This is a genomic window from Mucilaginibacter sp. P4_E8, assembly GCF_056401495.1.
The window spans coordinates 26,916-43,384 of sequence record NZ_JBFUJG010000040.1; the positions used below are offsets into that span (position 1 = coordinate 26,916).

A 16,469-nucleotide genomic window follows, 5' to 3' on the forward strand; every position below is an offset into this window, starting at 1 on the left:
AAAATCACTATGAAAAAACACCTATTGCTTATTGCTTTTATTTTATTATTCGGGATGACGCGTTCCGTAAAAGCTCAAACTCTGGATTATTATTATAATATTTATCAATATTATAATGCTGCGGGAGGGATACACTTTTATACAAATAACTATAACGAACTGGGCGGCGGTCTAATAGGATATACTTATGAGAAGATTATGTGTAAATTGTATAATTCAAAAAGTACCCCTTATCAGACAGCTGTCTATAGGTTTGTGGATCCTAAGAGAGGATCGCATTATTATACAACAGTGGTTAATATGTTTCCTGATGGCTATCAATTAGAAAGTATACTTGGTTATACACCTCCATCTCCCGTCATACCAAAAAAGATTTATGAGTTTTATAATGCAGCTCATCATGACTATTATTACTCTGATAATCAAACTCCTCCTTCGGGGTATGTATATAATAAATTTGTTTTTAACGCGTTTTAGCCAACGCAGCTTTAAAAGCTTTTAAACAACGCTCACGAGCAAAAGCATGATCAATAATGGGTTTCGGATAATGGCCAAAGTCGGCATATTCCGGAACCCATTTTTTTATATACCGCAGGTTAGGGTCAAATTTTTTTGTTTGCGCATCAGGGTTAAATATGCGGAAGTATGGGGCGGCATCGGTACCAGATCCTGCAGCCCATTGCCAGCCGCCTACGTTACTGGCCATTTCATAATCAAGCAGTTTACGGGCAAAATAGTGCTCGCCCCAGCGCCAGTCAATCAGCAGATCCTTGCTTAAAAAACTGGCTACTATCATACGTACCCGGTTATGCATAAAGCCGGTGGCATTTAACTCACGCATACCGGCATCAACAATTGGATAGCCCGTTTGCCCATCACACCAGGCTTTAAACTGCTTTTCATCGTTTACCCATTTAATCCGGTCATACCCGGGCCTAAAGGCGTGGTTCATTGTATGCGGAAAATGATACAGGATCATCATGTAAAACTCGCGCCATATCAGCTCATTCAACCAGGTTTTTTCGTGGTGAGCGTGTGCTGTTCTGGCCAGCTCCCTGATGCTTACGGTGCCAAAGCGTAAATGCAGCCCAATATGTGATGTGCCTTTAACAGCGGGAAAATTCCGCTTTTCTTTATAATCACTGATCACATCCTGATACTGCTGATCGGGGAAATGCATATTACTTTTTTCAAATCCCATCTCCTTTAAAGCGGGCAACGGTAAAGCTTCTGTTTTGGCCAGGTTCTTTAAATATTTTTCGGTAGGGTAAGGTTTAAAGTAAAAAGGTTTAAGCGTACTATACCATTTACGCTGATAAGGGGTATAAACCGTGTAAGGTTTGCCATCCTCCTTAACAACCTCATCCTTTTCAAATATTACCTGGTCCTTAAAAGTTTTAAAGTCGATGCCGTGTTTGTTTAACTTTTCTTTTACAGCCTCATCGCGTTGGGTAGCATAGGGTTCATAATCATGATTAGTATAAACCGAGGCTACGTTATGCTCTTTAATGATGTTGTCCCAGGCTTGTGTGGCTTTACCATACAGCACCAATAAACTGCTGCCGTGCTGTTGCAGTTCTTTACTTAGCTGTTCAATCGCCTGGTAAATAAAGGTTACGCGGGCATCGTCCTTATCTTCCAGCTTATCCAGTATCTCTTTATCAAAAATAAACAGGGGCAGCACCGGGTTTCCACTTTTTAAGGCATGGTACAACCCCGCGTTATCATTTAAGCGTAAATCCCGACGAAACCAGAAAATTGATAAAGGCATTTTATTATCCATAGATTTCCTTTAGGGCAGCAGGCAAGTTTGTAAATTTAAAGGTGTAGCCTGCGTCCTGAATTTTTTTTGCCGATACTTTGGTACTACCCAATACGATAGTGCTCATTTCGCCCATAATAAGTTTCAATATAAATGCGGGCACATTTGGCGCCCAAAGCGGTTTGTGCAATTGTTTAGCCACCGCCTGTGTTAATTGTTTGTTGGTAACCGGATTAGGGGCAACCATATTATAAATGCCTTTAAGCGCAGTATTTTCAATACCATACAGGTATATATCTACCACATCAAGCCAATGGATCCATGGGGTCCATTGTTTGCCGCTGCCAATGGGCGAGCCTACATACAGCTTTATGGGCAGGGCCAGTTTAGGCAAAGCTCCCCCCTCTTTATCAAGCACCACACCGGTACGAAATTTCACTACGCGCAGGCCAAGTTTTTCGCCTTCATCAACGGCTGCCTCCCATGCTATGCAGCATTGGGCCATAAAGTCGTTATTGGGCGCACTGGTTTCAGCCATCAGCTCATCACCCCGATCACTATAATAGCCAATAGCAGATGCGGATACTACCGAGGTTACCTGATGCTTCTTCTTTTTAAGCAGGTCATATATCAAACCAATTGATCTGGTGCGGCTATCAACGAGTTCTTTTTTGCGATTTTCGGTCCAGTGTTTTTCTGCTATGCCGGCACCGGCCAGGTGTACTATTATATCAGCCCCGTCAATACAATGCTCATCAATAATCCCTTTGTTAACATCCCATATATAGGTTTTAACATTAGGATCGTTACCTGGCTTACGACTTAAATGACTTACCACATAGCCCTTATTCAATAAGGCCCTGGTAAGCTGCCGGCCTAACAAACCCGAACCACCTGTTATTAATATGTTCTTGCTCATTTTATGTTGCTTGGTTTGTGTTGCAGGATCTCGTTTTTCAATACACACCGAACTTCGGGCCCGAAAACCCGGCACCAATTATACCTCTTCGCCATAATTTACAATTTCACGGGCCATCCCGTTAAAAATAAATAAGTGAAACGGCCACATGGCATACCAGTACAGCCGTCCCCATAAACCGTTAGGCCTAAAGGTAGCTACCTGGCTCAGGTTTTTTTGCCCGTTGCGCTCAATTATTTTAAACTCCAGCCAGGCTTCGCCCGGCAGCTTCATTTCGGCATACAGAAGCAGGCGTTTACCTTGTTTATCGGCCAGTAACACCCGCCAAAAATCAATTACATCCCCCGGCGAAATATTGACGCTGCTGGTACGGCCACGTCTTGAACCCACGCCGCCAAAAATCTTATCCAGAAAACCACGGATGTTCCAGATCCAATCCCAGTAATACCAGCCACGGTTGCCGCCTATCGACATAAAGTTGGTGAAGACCTCGTCGCTACAGCGCTCAAATGGCATTTTAACTTTATACTCCAGCGTACCATTTTGAGGCACCTTGATCTGATCCATAAACTCAGAATTAAGATAGCCCATGTTCAACGCATCCTTCCAACTGGAAACTATGGAGTTTTGTTCAATTTTCACAAAGGCCAAATTCAAAGCTTCCTCATAAGTTAAGCATTTACGGGGTATAACATTATCAATGGCATGATCATGCATAATGGTTTCGTTCTTCATGCTGTTAACCAGGCTTTGGGCCAGTATGTAGTTAACAGAAGTAACAAAATAAAGCCAGTAAGATGATATTTTGGGCGACAGGAAAGGAATGGTAAAGATGCGTCTTTTTAAATGGCGTACTTTGGCATAAGTAAGCATCATTTCCTTAAAAGTTAAAATATCAGGGCCGCCAATATCAAAGTTTTGGTCAAAGGTTTTTTCGTTTAGCATAACGCTTTCCAGGTAGCCCAGCACATCGCGTATGCCTATTGGCTGGCAACGGGTGTTTACCCAACGGGGAACCGTCATGATGGGCAGTTTTTCGGTAAGGTCACGAATGATCTCGAACGATGCACTACCAGAGCCTATGATAATAGCTGCACGCAAAACAGTAAGGGCCGATTTGCCTTCCTTCAACACATCCTCTACATGCTTGCGCGATTCGAGGTGCCTGGATAGATTTTCGGAATTAATAATGCCGCTTAAAAAGATGCTTTGCCGGCAATTGGTTTTATCAAGCGCATGGACAAAGTTATAAGCAGATAGCGCTTCGAGGGCCGCGAAATCCTGGGCCTGTGACATGGAGTGCACCAGGTAATAAGCCGCATCAACATCAGTTGGAAAAGCCTCTATACTTGATTCCCTGAGCAAATCGCCGGTTACCAGGGTAACCCTTTCACTAAATTCGCTATGCTCATGAAAGCGCCTTTTATCGCGTACCAGGCAAATAACATCATGGCCTTTCTCCAGCAAAACCGGAATAAGACGCGTACCTATATAACCATTGGCACCAGCAAGTAACACCTTCATGTTATGAGGAACAACAGAAAAGGCAGGGTGTTTTAAAATACTCACCCTGCCCGGGAATATGTTTTATGTATTGCTGTTTATACGTTAACGCTATCAGATACCACAACCTTACTGCAAAGCGGTTTGGCATATTCTTCGGCAAAAATAACATGGGTAGGATCAATTTGGTAGGCTGCCTGTGCCTCTGGGGTACTAAACAACAGTAATAATGATACATCATATGAGCGGTCTATCACATCACGGTTGGTATCGGCAGGTACGCCAATATGGATATCACGAATGTGAGCAATAGGTTTCAGGGTATTCAAACCTTCAATAAGCTTGTCTTTATCGGCCTTATTTTTAAGCCAGAAATGTACGTGATGCACAAAGGTGTTTTCGAGTAGTGGCATATATGTTTTGTTTGATAACAATCGATTGATTTGAATGCTAATCTACAGGATTGACTGTAATGATGCAAGCAAATCAATTATGCAAATTCTAAACCTTTCTATTTGCTCTGTAAAGCATATAGATTATTAATGTTGTGTTTGTTTATATTGCGCTAATGAACTCCCTATGGTCGGTTGTCTTAGTGCACAAGTGTTCGGAAGAAATAAAAGGACTGTCATTTCGAACGAGGTACGAGGAGAAATCTTATGAGATTTGCAGTTAAAGCTTTGCATTACGTAGAAGATTTCTCTTTCGCCCCCATGCTCTTGCCAACCCAGCTCTATCGAAATGACAATTTTTTTTTGAAATTTATTCTTCCAAACACCTATGGCTCTGTACCAATGACGATTGTATAAGAAACAAAAAAAGCCCGGCTTGCGCCGGGCTTTTAAATATTACTATAATATTAAACTCCTAATAATAACCTTGCAGGATCTTCCAGTAATTGTTTTACACGTACCAGGAAGCTAACTGACTCGCGGCCATCAATAATACGGTGATCGTAGGATAAGGCCAGGTACATCATTGGGCGAATCACCACTTGTCCGTTTACGGCAACCGGGCGTTCAATAATGTTGTGCATACCTAATATAGCCGATTGTGGCGAATTTAATATCGGGGTTGACATCATGGAACCAAACACACCACCATTGGTTATGGTAAAAGTACCACCTGTCATTTCAGGGATGGTCAGCTTATTTTCGCGGGCTTTACCGGCTAATACAACAATCGCTTTTTCAATTTCGGCAAGGCTCATGCTATCAGCATTACGGATCACCGGAACAACCAAGCCTTTAGGAGCCGATACGGCGATAGAGATATCAGCAAAATTACTATATACCACTTCTTCGCCTTCAATGCGGGCACCAACAGCAGGCCAGTCTTTTAAAGCCTCAGTAACTGCTTTGGTAAAAAACGACATGAAGCCTAAGCCAACACCATGTTTCTCTTTAAACTTATCTTTGTATTTACCGCGCAATTCCATGATGGGCTGCATATCAACCTCGTTGAAGGTGGTAAGCATGGCCGTTTCATTTTTAACTGCTACCAAACGTTTGGCAACAGTTTTACGCAGCGAAGTCATTTTTTCACGTTTCTCGCTTCTTTCGCCGGCAACTACAGGTGTAGCAGCGGGCTGTGCAGCGGCAACAGGTTGAGCAGCGGGAGCTTGTGCACCCAGGGCATCGCCTTTAGTAATACGACCATCAACGCCGGTTCCGTTTACACCTTTAGGGTCAACACCTTTTTCGGCCAGTATTTTAGCAGCGGCAGGTGATGGAGTACCAGAAGCATAAGTTACCGCACCGGCGGCTGTGGTAGGAGCTCCGCCACGTGGCGACTCATCAGCAGCACTAACAACAGCCGGGGTTACCGCGATAGGCTGCACTGCAGGTGCTGCAGCACCTGTACCTTCAATGGTACAAACTACAGCGCCAATTGGCAATACATCGCCTTCTTTGGCTAAGGTTTTTAATGTTCCGGCTTTTTCGGCAGTAAGTTCAAAAGTTGCCTTGTCTGATTCCAGTTCGGCAATGGCTTCGTCCATTGCAACAGCATCGCCATCCTTTTTGATCCAGCGCGATAAAGTAACTTCAGTTATTGATTCGCCTACGGTAGGCACTTTGATCTCTAATGAGCCACCACCAGTTGCAGGTGTAGGTGCTGCAGCGGCAACAGGAGCCGGGGCAGGTGCGTTAGCAACAACTTCGGGCTGTGGTTGTGCGGCAGGTGCGTTTTCCTTTGCGGGGGCAGCAGCGCCGGCGCCTTCTTCAATATTGGCAACAACAGCACCAATAGCTAAAGTATCACCTTCTTTGGCAACGGTTTGTAGGGTACCTGCTTTTTCGGCAGTAAGTTCAAAAGTGGCCTTGTCCGATTCTAACTCGGCAATAACCTCATCCATTTCTACGTGGTCGCCATCTTTTTTTATCCAGCTCGATAGGGTTACTTCTGTTATTGATTCGCCTACCGGCGGAACTTTGATCGCTAAACTCATATTTTAGTGTTGTAGATTTAATATTTTATAGTTGCGGGTTTTTAGTTGCGAGTTGCCTGTTGCGGGGGTCGTGTAAAACAATTACTGATTTAACACCCGCACCCCGAAACTCGCAACCGGCAACAGAACTTAATCCGCACCGGCATCAGCCATTTTTTTAGTTGTCTTTTTTATTACCTCTTTTACTACCTTACCTGCGGGCGCTTCAAACGCTTTTGAAACAATGTATGCCTGCTGTGCAGCGTGTTGTTTTGCAAAGCCGGTAGCGGTACTGCTGCCTTCTATTCTGGAGATCACGTTCAATCTCAAAATTTTATCATTGTGGAATTTACGGCATATATAAGGCCATGCACCCATATTTTCCGGTTCTTCCTGTACCCAGACAAACTCAGTAGCTTTATCGTATTTGGCTTTAATTTTCAGTATTTGAGTAACAGGTGTAGGATATAATTGTTCTACACGAACAATAGCAACATCCTTGCGCTTATCAGCCTGTTGTTTCTCCAGCAGGTCATAATATACCTTACCGGTACAAAGTAATACGCGTTTTACCTTTTTAACATCAACATAGGTATCGTCAATAAGTTCATGGAACTTACCACTGGTAAAATCTTCAATTGGCGACACACATTTAGGACTGCGAAGCAAGCTTTTTGGTGTAAAAATGATCAATGGCTTACGGAAATCGCGGTGCATTTGCCTGCGTAGTATATGGAAGAAGTTGGCTGGGGTTGTACAATTGGCCACCTGGATATTATCATCGGCACAAAGCTCCATAAAACGCTCTACGCGGGCTGATGAATGCTCCGGACCCTGACCTTCGTAACCATGCGGCAACAGCATTACCAATCCGTTACCACGCTGCCATTTAGTTTCGGCGCTGGCTATGTATTGGTCAACTATGATCTGGGCTCCGTTAAAGAAATCGCCAAACTGAGCTTCCCATATTGTTAAGGCATTAGGATTAGCTAAGGCATAACCATATTCAAAACCTAACACGCCATATTCAGACAGTAAGGAGTTGTATATGCTCAGTTTAGCCTCGGTATCAATAGTAGCCAGCGGCGTATATTCATCTTCTGAATCAACCAGGGTTAATACCGCGTGGCGATGAGAGAAAGTACCACGTTTAACATCCTCGCCGCTTAACCTTACCGGGTAACCATCTTTTAACAGGGTGCCATAAGCCAGCAGTTCGGCCATGGCCCAGTCAAAAATCTGGGTTTTGTTCACCATGATATTACGGTCTTCAAACAGCTTCTCTATCTTTTTAAAGAACTCTTTATTCGGTGGTAAAGTAGTTAACTTATTACCTATTTCAAGTATTTCTTCCTTGGGTACTGATGTATCAACAGCCGAAACAAGCTCTTTATGGCTGGCTAAATGTAAACCGCTCCAGGCGCCCTCAAACATGGCAATGGTTTCGGTAAACCTATCTTCAGATTTAGATTCATCAAGCTTTTGCTGCAGCTCATCACGGAAAGTTTTTTCCATCGATTTAAGCAGGTTGGCATCAATACTACCTTCGTCTACCAATTTTTGGTTATAGATCTTGAGTGGATTAGGGTGAGCTTCAATAGCTTTGTATAATAAAGGCTGAGTGAATTTTGGCTCATCGGCCTCATTATGACCGTAGCGGCGGTAACATAAAATGTCAATAAACACATCTTCGTTAAACACCTGGCGGTATTCCATAGCCAGGTTAACCACAAAGGCCAATGCTTCCACATCATCGCCATTTACGTGAAAAACCGGCGAAAGCACTGTTTTAGCCACATCGGTACAATAAGTACTTGAACGGGCATCTTTATAATTGGTGGTAAAACCTATTTGGTTATTAATAACCAGGTGAATGGTACCACCTGTGCGGTAGCCATCCAGTTTTTCCATTTGTAAAACTTCGTAAACAATTCCCTGGCCCGCAACTGATGCATCGCCATGAATTAATATAGGAGCGATCTTGGAATGATCGCCATTGTATTTAAAGTCGATCTTTGAACGGGTGATACCTTCCACAACCGGGTCAACCGCTTCCAGGTGCGATGGGTTGGGACAAAGGCTCAGGTGAACTTTTTTTCCGTTAGATGTAATAACATCGGTTGAAAAACCTAAGTGATATTTAACATCACCACCAAACGGTGATTCAGAATCAAAGTTTTTACCTTCAAACTCAGAGAATACCTCTTTATAGGTTTTCTCCATGATGTTGGTGAGCACGTTTAACCTGCCGCGGTGAGCCATACCAATGATGAACTCTTCGATACCCAGGTCGGCACCTGTTTTAATAACAGAGTCAAGTGATGGGATCAGCGCTTCGGCCCCCTCCAGCGAGAAACGTTTTTGGCCCAGGAACTTGGTACCTAAAAAGTTTTCGAAAGTTACCGCTTCGTTGAGCTTGTTCAGCATCAGCTTTTTCTCGTCGATGGTAAATGAAGGCGTGTTGCGGCGGCTTTCCATCCTTTCCTCAAACCACTTGATCTTTATAGGGTTACGGATGTACCTGTACTCGGCACCAATGGCCTGGCAATAAGTATCTTCCAGCAGCTGGCGAATATCGCGCAGGGTGGCAGCACCCAGCCCTACTTCAACACCGGCGTTAAAAACGGTATCCATATCGGCCTCGCTCAGGCCAAAGGTTTCCAGTTCTTTACCGGGATAATAGTGACGGCGTTCGCGTACGGGGTTGGTCTTGGCAAAAAGGTGGCCGCGTGAACGGTAGCCATAGATCATGTTCAATACGTTGATCTCCTTTAAAAAGTGATCAGGCGTTTTGTCGCCCGCACTTGGCGCGACCGCAGCAGATGCTTGCGTATCCTTGCCAAAATCAAAGCCTTCAAAAAACTTTTGCCATCCAAAATCCACAGATTCGGGATTTTCTTTGTAGCTGTCGTATAGGGTATTAATGTAGTCTGCGTTGCCGCTATTTATATAATTGAGACGATCCATGAGAAACTGATCTTTAAAACGGTACAAAAGTAAGCATATAGGCTTATATACTTCATAATTAATTGTAAAGAAATTTACATCTGTCCAATATTTGTGGCATATCGGGCAAAAGTGTTATTAAATGGAGTTTTAATTTTGAAAATGGTTTAATGGGGTGGACAGAAAAATTGTGGAAAGTTTCCAGGCTGCTAAAATTCATGCCCATTACGCGGGGTTTATGCTAAGTAAGTGTTAACGTGCAGTTTTAGTGCATTAAGTGGCGTTAAGGTGCAGTTTTCAGCATATTTTACGCTTGTTTTGGGCTTATTTAACTATTTATAATTAGCAAAAAGATGCGCCTTTTGGCATTTTACAATCATTATCAGCGGGTTTCTGACAGTTTTGGGGCTTAAAGTGCTTGTTTTATTTCAAAGATCTGGCTCCTTTGTTTTTTGGGAAAATTTAAAAAATACCGTTCGGTTTGTTTTTTATAAGGATGAAAGAATTAGGCCTTGGGTTAGTATTATCACTGCACTATTACTAACATTGAGCTAAATAAAAGCACATGCCATATAATGTGAACAAAGTGGTGCGGTGATAACACTATAGGTGTTCGGAAGAAATAAAAAGAAAGCTTGGGCCTAGTGCGATTCCTTCCTTGGGGAAGGGGGAGGTAGGGGTTTATTGAACATTACAGGTTTAATCGCACGTATAAACCCCTCCCTGCCATTTCACAATCCACGGCACCCCTCCCAAGGGAGGGAATATATACTACAATTACAATCTTCCGAACACCTATGGTGATAACACCGACCACAAGCAAAATGGGCTGGATAAAATAAGTTGAGTTGTATTGCAATTTATTTTATAACTATTGTTTTAAATTAATAAATAATATTTATTTTTAACACAATACAACCTTAAACCATATGAAAAAACTTAAACCCAAGCCTATTTTAAATAAATTATACGTATTACTTGTTGTTATTGCGTTATCAGCGCTTATTATTGAAAGCTGTAAAAAAGATAACCATGCAGAACAGCAAACCACTATTACCGACCCAGCGGTTATTCAAGCTAAAAGCTGGTACGAAAGTACCTTCCCTGTAAATAGTAATAAGCAAAATACCCAGGCTACAACAACCAACAGTGATTTAAGTCAGCTTATAAAGCCCGACTGGCAGCATAATGCCAGTTATACGCGTTTTAATAAGCCGGTAATTGAAATACCCATTGACCCTTCATCAAAATTCAATCCATCCATAAAAAATAAGACTACCGGTTGGAGCAGCAACCAGGCTTATAGCCGCAGCTCGTTTATATTGCTGAACAACGGCAGTGGCTATGATGCTTATGTGATGACGCTGATTGCTGATTCGGCGTATCTTAAGAACGATTTAAGTAAGCTTGACCGCAATAAGTATAATAAGCGGGATGCCAACTACAGCGGCCTGGTACTTTATTTTACCCCCAAAGGCAAATATGTTGGCGGCTGGCGTTATAAGGACGGTCATATTGTTTCATCCGGAAGCCAAAGTGGCTCAGGTATTAAGGTGCAAAGCACGGGCAATTCAAAGCTGAAACCGATGTATGTTGAATGCTGGGATTATTGGTTATCCAGTCCATCGGGTGATGTAATGATCTATCTTTTTACCTCCTGTTCAGGCGGTGATGGGGGTACAGGTAGCAACGGTGATGGCGGCCCCGGCAGCAGCAGTGGAGGCGAAGGAAGTGGTGGCGGAACTGGTGGAAGCGGAAGCGGTAGTGCATCTTCACCAACACCGCCACCGCCATGCAATGGGGCGCCTCCAATTATACATTCAGGCGGTAATCTGGTTGTAAACAATGTGCCACCAGATCCATATCCGGGGGATGGGTTTCCGCCGCCGCCAACTGATCCTTGTACGGTTGAGGTGCCTGTACCACATATGGATATTATAGATAGTCTAAGCTCAAAATATCCCTGTGCTAAGGCATTGGTTGCTGCTTTGCCAAATCTTAATACTAATATTGCTCAGCTAATTTATCAGGCATTTGATTCCAAAGACGGAAATAATATGATATTTCTTGAAGGTGACGCGGCTTATTTCGCGGCAAATAAACAAGAAGATGGTCACACGGTATTTGACAATGACAATGGGTTTCTTACTAATAAGATATATATTAATCCTGCGGTATTAGCCAACTCATCAAATGAATATAGGTTAGTCACTTTGTACCATGAGGCAATACATGCGTTTTTGAACTCGGAACACACTACATTGACTAGTGCTGCATTTGCTGCCAAATACCCTATGGTAAACGTGGTAGAAAGACCAAATTTCTCACAAGTGGTTATTGCAGATAAATATGATTACTATTTAGACCCAGCTTATGAAACGAAAGTTGTGGGTAAAGATCATTTAACAATGGCAGAATATTTTATAACCGGCCTCAAAGATGCTATACTTGCGTACAATCCTAATTTTCCTCCCGAAAGGGCCTTGGCTTTGGCTAAAGCAGGAATTGTGCAGGATAATAGCACAATATTTGCTAATTACAATGATCAGGAACGAGACGTTACAAAAGGCGCCTCTGTCGGAACTAAATGCCCATAAATTTAATTATATGAAACCATTTTCAATATTATTATTCTTAATTGTTTTTACTTCACTTAACGTAAAAGCCCAGTTAAAAATTTACGGCGGTAAAAATCACGATCAGTTTTTAGGTTGTATAACCTGCGATACCGACGATTTAAATTCGGTATGGAGTTCTTATAGCGCATTCGGCACTATACATAATGCCAATTCTATATGGAACCCCGATGGTAAATATGGAAGCAAGACGAGTAATTACTCCCCCTTTAATGAAAAAGCCAAATATCCACCAATAATATTAGATAGAAACGGGAAATCCTATGGTTATTTCACCGTCAATAAAAAGTTTCCCAACCGATCTTTAAATGGCAAGGCTAACATTATTTGTGAAAGACGAGACGATATTGTAAAAGACATACCAGAGTTCTACAAGACCATTTATGGCATCAAGTATAAAAAATAGTATGACAGCATCATCATCTTACTATGAAAGTAATTATATGGAGTTTTGTAATAGTTTTCTTCTGTTTTGTAACTTTTTCAATCCATTACAATGGAAGCTATGTAACTCAAATGGGCTACCCGCAAATATTTTATCAATCAGCTGTTTTTAAAGGCGAATATGGACAAGCGGCAACCCATGGCTTATTGGTTTATTCTTTGTTATTCGATCTTTTTATTGCTATAGTAATTGCTCTTTTATGTGGGTTAATTAATAAATTACGGTTGAGATAGGAAAGTAAGTATTGCCCCTTGCCGAAGTACGCGTACACGTGTGTCCTTATCATTTACAATAAATCATTATTAACCCATTTCTTTATTATTAGAAAAATTCAGGAACCTAAACATTTTCAGCTTGTTAGATGAACACGCGACACGCGTGTGCCAGCAGTGGGGGAAGATTAGGGTCATCCTGAACTTGTTTCAGGATCTCTCAGGGTAGTTGCCAGCAGGCTGTCCATCTTTAATATTATCGACCGTGCTTGTGGGATCCCGAAATAAATTCGGGATGACTACCAATTTCAATCGTTACCAAAAATGGATATTTCGCAGGAGGTAGTTGCCAGCAGACTGTCCATCTTGAATATTATTGACCGTGCTTGTGGGATCCCGAAATAAATTCGGGATGACTATCAATTTCAATTGTTACCAAAAATGGATATTTCGCAGGAGCTATTATTAACCACCTCACACATGCATCAGATCCCCGGCCTCATCTATGGGCGAAGGCTGCCAGGTGGTCACAAAGTCGCTTACCATGTCTTTTGGTTGCATGGCGGCTATGGCATATTTACTTTCTTTGGCATCGTTTACGCCGGCTATAAAGGCCCAGTTGCCCCAGTTGCTGGCCGGTGAGTAATCTATCAGCTTTTCTTCAAAATAGGCTGCGCCGCGGGTCCAGTCGGCTTTAAGGTCATGTACCAGGTAGGTGGCTACTATTTGCCTGCATTGGTTGCATATATACCCGGTAGCGTTAAGTTCATGCATACAGGCATCAATAAACGGAACGCCGGTTTCGCCATGTGCCCATTTATTAAAATCAAGCTCATTTACGGCCAGCACAGGTGCTTCATCTTCGGCAGTTTTGGCTTTAATGAATTTTTGCCCGTGCTTTTTAAACATGAACCTGAAATAATCACGCCACAACAGTTCCAGTTTTAACAAACTTGCATTGGGATTGTTGCCATCCTGGTTGTGTTTAAATATTTCCCAGTATACCTGCCTGGGCGATATACAGCCCACCGCTAACCAGGGCGATAATTTTGATGAATTATTGCTACCGCTGTTGCGGGAGCTTTTCGATTTAACGGCCACATCGCCTTGTGAAAAATATTTGTGCAGCTGAACCAAAGCAGCGGTTTCGCCACCCTGAAAATAGTTGGTAGCCCGAGGGTCGTCAACAATCCCATCCAAACCTAATTGCGATAAAGTAGGCAACTCGCCTGCATCCGTAATTTCGGGGGTAACAATATGCTCGGGAGTAGGTACACAAGGGCGTACATTGCTGTCGCGCTCCACCTTCTTTTTAAATACGGCAAAACTATCCGGGATGTCCTTGATCGGGAAGGGAAGATCCTCTTTATGATACAGCGTATGACCAATAAAATGTTTGAGGTTAAGCCTCAGTTTCCATAAAGCGGTTTCTACCTGTTCAGATATCTCTGTTTCTTCATAAGCCACCTCGCGGTGATGGTATACTTCGTTTACCTGGTATTGTTCTGCAAGCTGCGGTAGTATCTCGGCAGGGTTCCCGGTCCTGATGATTAGTTCGGCACCGTAGCCCTGCAGGTTCTTACGCAGATCGGCTACTGCCTCTAAAAGGAACCGTGCCCTGAAGCTACCCGTTTTTGAAATACCCGATGCGGTGCGCTGAAAATAATAAGGATCAAAACAATATACCGGCAATACTTTATCAGCCTTGCGAACAGCCTCTAACAAAATTTCGTTATCGTGTATCCGCAAGTCATTTCTAAACCAAACCAATATTGTCTTTTCGCTCATAGTTAAACAGGGGGTTAACTGAATTTATGCAGACCACAAATTTGCAATTTATTTATGTCTTACACGCATTTTGCTGCAATATTTGACATCGTCTCAACATTTTTACTGTTTTTTAGACAGTTTAAAAGGTCAATTGAATGGTCAAACCCGTAGTTACAAGCTCAAATTTCAATAGATAAATATAAGCTATCTTTACAAAAATCCAATAACCTGCTATTTATCAGCTTTTATTTTAGCCCGGATAACAGAGTCTTTTTGTGCCGCGTTAAGCTTGTAATTAAACTGGAACAAAGCACCTTCAAAATCGCCGTATGACGGATTGGGTATTACAATATACCTGCTTCCAAATTCCTTTTGCAACTTTTGTGTTGTTGCTATACGGTTTTCTTCGGATGGATGATTGTCATACAACACGTCAAAGTCGGGCAGGTTATCGCCACAAAGCAACAGGATATCGTGCGTTTTTAATACATCTTGTCTGCGGCCTTCCTTGCTTGATGTGCCTTGTTTAAGAAACAAGTGCTCATCATCGGAATTGGGTAAGTTATATCGCTGCAGGTTATAAAGCGTTGCCGTGCGCTCATTTTCATTACGGTTGGTAATATAAAAAATGGTTACCCCTTTTGATGCCGCGTATTTAAAAAACGCGATAGCTCCAGGTACCGTATCGGCTGCGGCCTTATCGGTCCACTGTTTCCAGGTTTCATCACTGTAATCTAAATTCTGCAATCCACGTTTAGCATCGTACGGACTGTTATCAAGCAGTGTTTCGTCAATATCGGTAACAATGGCCAATGGCTTGGTACTTGTACGTTTTACGCCTTCGTCAACCCGCTGCCTGGCAATATTATAAGCCTGAAAACATAAAGCCTTATACTCCGCGGCCCTTTGCTGCCATAGTGAGGCCCATACCTTGCCATCATTGGTGATAGAAGTATTTCCGGTTGAATTTACCGGGGAGTTTGTATTAGCGGCAGTGGTTGTTGCCACTTTTTTTGCCGGTGAACAGGCGTTTAAAAACAGGATAACAGATAAAAAGAACGGGCAGATTTTTTTCATGTACAGATATATATTTTGCCTGGCAGTTTCCAGGCAAGCGTAATTACAGCAGTTCCGGCTTAATTTTATCCGCAAACTCCTTGGCAAATTTATTCAGTTTTGGCTGGATAACAAATGCGCAGTACGACTTATTAGGGTTATCATTAAAATAATTCTGATGATATTGCTCGGCCTTGTAAAACGTGCTGGCGGGGGTAACTTCGGTAACTATGGGGCTGTCAAAAACCTTTTCGTCGGTCAACCTTTTGATCATAGCTATTGATGCCTGTTTTTGTTCGTCAGTAGTATAAAATATAGCCGAACGATATTGCGTACCTACATCATTACCCTGGCGGTTTAATGTAGTGGGGTTATGCGTTCTGAAAAACACCAGCAGCAATTCATCAAATGATAGTACATCAGCATCGTACTCGAGGTCAATTACCTCGGCATAGCCGGTAGCGCCGGTACATACCTGCTCATAGGTTGGATTTACTACTTTACCACCCATATAGCCGGATGTTACTGATATTACACCTTTAAGTGACTGAAATATGGCTTCGGTACACCAAAAACACCCATTACCAAAAGTTATTTTTTGTATGTTAGGGGATACTTTTTTATTTTCTTCCATTTTGTTAAATTTTTACAGCGGGTTGTTTTACAATCATTTTTCGCTGACATTTTTTACAAATTTACGAAACGCCAACTATCCATTGGTTACATACTTTCACCTTAATGTAATGATTGGTTTTGAAAATAAATTTAAGGACAGTATGCCCCCCTTACCCG

At 42.4% G+C, this 16,469-nt stretch carries 13 protein-coding genes; 4 read left to right on the plus strand and 9 right to left on the minus strand.

Annotated elements, in window-relative coordinates; genetic code table 11:
* The first annotated feature begins 9 nt into the window (after window positions 1–9).
* Window positions 10–477: a hypothetical protein gene (locus AC1DRQ_RS15890; protein ID WP_477425642.1), complete on the plus strand. Its 468-nt coding sequence runs from the start codon at window positions 10–12 to the stop codon at window positions 475–477.
* On the opposite strand, the gene AC1DRQ_RS15895 is transcribed toward AC1DRQ_RS15890, so the two are convergent.
* From AC1DRQ_RS15895 to AC1DRQ_RS15920, 6 genes are all read right to left on the minus strand, one after another.
* Window positions 464–1,771: a cryptochrome/photolyase family protein gene (locus AC1DRQ_RS15895; protein WP_477425643.1), complete on the minus strand. Its 1,308-nt coding sequence runs from the start codon at window positions 1,769–1,771 to the stop codon at window positions 464–466. The two genes, AC1DRQ_RS15890 and AC1DRQ_RS15895, sit on opposite strands and share 14 nt — an antisense overlap.
* Before the next feature lie 4 nt (window positions 1,772–1,775).
* Window positions 1,776–2,681, minus strand: a complete 906-nt coding sequence (locus tag AC1DRQ_RS15900; protein ID WP_477425644.1) for a TIGR01777 family oxidoreductase — start codon at window positions 2,679–2,681, stop codon at window positions 1,776–1,778.
* 78 nt (window positions 2,682–2,759) lie between these two features.
* Window positions 2,760–4,205, minus strand: coding sequence for an SDR family oxidoreductase (locus AC1DRQ_RS15905; protein ID WP_477425645.1), 1,446 nt, complete (start codon window positions 4,203–4,205; stop codon window positions 2,760–2,762).
* A gap of 77 nt (window positions 4,206–4,282) precedes the next feature.
* Entirely contained in the window at window positions 4,283–4,597 is a 315-nt protein-coding gene (locus AC1DRQ_RS15910) for a Dabb family protein (RefSeq protein ID WP_429400347.1), read from the minus strand.
* 446 nt (window positions 4,598–5,043) lie between these two features.
* A complete protein-coding gene (gene odhB, locus AC1DRQ_RS15915) occupies window positions 5,044–6,633 on the minus strand; it encodes a 2-oxoglutarate dehydrogenase complex dihydrolipoyllysine-residue succinyltransferase (protein WP_477425646.1) in 1,590 nt (529 codons plus the stop codon).
* A gap of 129 nt (window positions 6,634–6,762) precedes the next feature.
* Window positions 6,763–9,579, minus strand: a complete 2,817-nt coding sequence (locus AC1DRQ_RS15920; RefSeq protein WP_477425647.1) for a 2-oxoglutarate dehydrogenase E1 component — start codon at window positions 9,577–9,579, stop codon at window positions 6,763–6,765.
* A 908-nt stretch (window positions 9,580–10,487) separates the two neighbouring features.
* Here AC1DRQ_RS15920 and AC1DRQ_RS15925 point away from each other — a divergent pair.
* The 3 genes from AC1DRQ_RS15925 to AC1DRQ_RS15935 are packed head-to-tail and all read left to right on the plus strand — an operon-like array spanning window position 10,488 to window position 12,872.
* Complete coding sequence (locus AC1DRQ_RS15925; protein WP_477425648.1) at window positions 10,488–12,155, plus strand: hypothetical protein; 1,668 nt, start codon at window positions 10,488–10,490, stop codon at window positions 12,153–12,155.
* 10 nt (window positions 12,156–12,165) lie between these two features.
* Entirely contained in the window at window positions 12,166–12,600 is a 435-nt protein-coding gene (locus AC1DRQ_RS15930; RefSeq protein ID WP_477425649.1) for a hypothetical protein, read from the plus strand.
* Between the two features lie 23 nt (window positions 12,601–12,623).
* Entirely contained in the window at window positions 12,624–12,872 is a 249-nt protein-coding gene (locus tag AC1DRQ_RS15935; RefSeq protein ID WP_477425650.1) for a hypothetical protein, read from the plus strand.
* Between the two features lie 453 nt (window positions 12,873–13,325).
* On the opposite strand, the gene AC1DRQ_RS15940 is transcribed toward AC1DRQ_RS15935, so the two are convergent.
* From AC1DRQ_RS15940 to msrA, 3 genes are all read right to left on the minus strand, one after another.
* On the minus strand, window positions 13,326–14,639 hold the full coding sequence (locus AC1DRQ_RS15940) for a DASH family cryptochrome (RefSeq protein WP_477425651.1): 1,314 nt from the start codon (window positions 14,637–14,639) through the stop codon (window positions 13,326–13,328).
* Between the two features lie 213 nt (window positions 14,640–14,852).
* On the minus strand, window positions 14,853–15,698 hold the full coding sequence (locus AC1DRQ_RS15945) for a 5'-nucleotidase, lipoprotein e(P4) family (protein WP_477425652.1): 846 nt from the start codon (window positions 15,696–15,698) through the stop codon (window positions 14,853–14,855).
* Between the two features lie 43 nt (window positions 15,699–15,741).
* Entirely contained in the window at window positions 15,742–16,311 is a 570-nt protein-coding gene (msrA, locus tag AC1DRQ_RS15950) for a peptide-methionine (S)-S-oxide reductase MsrA (RefSeq protein WP_477425653.1), read from the minus strand.
* Between the last annotated feature and the right edge of the window lie 158 nt (window positions 16,312–16,469).

Bases quoted from the DNA above. Each gene is read 5' to 3' on its own strand.
- AC1DRQ_RS15890 (WP_477425642.1), top strand. From the start codon at position 10: ATGAAAAAACACCTATTGCTTATTGCTTTTATTTTATTATTCGGGATG.
- AC1DRQ_RS15895 (WP_477425643.1), bottom strand. From the start codon at position 1,771: ATGCCTTTATCAATTTTCTGGTTTCGTCGGGATTTACGCTTAAATGAT.
- AC1DRQ_RS15900 (WP_477425644.1), bottom strand. From the start codon at position 2,681: ATGAGCAAGAACATATTAATAACAGGTGGTTCGGGTTTGTTAGGCCGG.
- AC1DRQ_RS15905 (WP_477425645.1), bottom strand. From the start codon at position 4,205: ATGAAGGTGTTACTTGCTGGTGCCAATGGTTATATAGGTACGCGTCTT.
- AC1DRQ_RS15910 (WP_429400347.1), bottom strand. From the start codon at position 4,597: ATGCCACTACTCGAAAACACCTTTGTGCATCACGTACATTTCTGGCTT.
- odhB (WP_477425646.1), bottom strand. From the start codon at position 6,633: ATGAGTTTAGCGATCAAAGTTCCGCCGGTAGGCGAATCAATAACAGAA.
- AC1DRQ_RS15920 (WP_477425647.1), bottom strand. From the start codon at position 9,579: ATGGATCGTCTCAATTATATAAATAGCGGCAACGCAGACTACATTAAT.
- AC1DRQ_RS15925 (WP_477425648.1), top strand. From the start codon at position 10,488: ATGAAAAAACTTAAACCCAAGCCTATTTTAAATAAATTATACGTATTA.
- AC1DRQ_RS15930 (WP_477425649.1), top strand. From the start codon at position 12,166: ATGAAACCATTTTCAATATTATTATTCTTAATTGTTTTTACTTCACTT.
- AC1DRQ_RS15935 (WP_477425650.1), top strand. From the start codon at position 12,624: ATGAAAGTAATTATATGGAGTTTTGTAATAGTTTTCTTCTGTTTTGTA.
- AC1DRQ_RS15940 (WP_477425651.1), bottom strand. From the start codon at position 14,639: ATGAGCGAAAAGACAATATTGGTTTGGTTTAGAAATGACTTGCGGATA.
- AC1DRQ_RS15945 (WP_477425652.1), bottom strand. From the start codon at position 15,698: ATGAAAAAAATCTGCCCGTTCTTTTTATCTGTTATCCTGTTTTTAAAC.
- msrA (WP_477425653.1), bottom strand. From the start codon at position 16,311: ATGGAAGAAAATAAAAAAGTATCCCCTAACATACAAAAAATAACTTTT.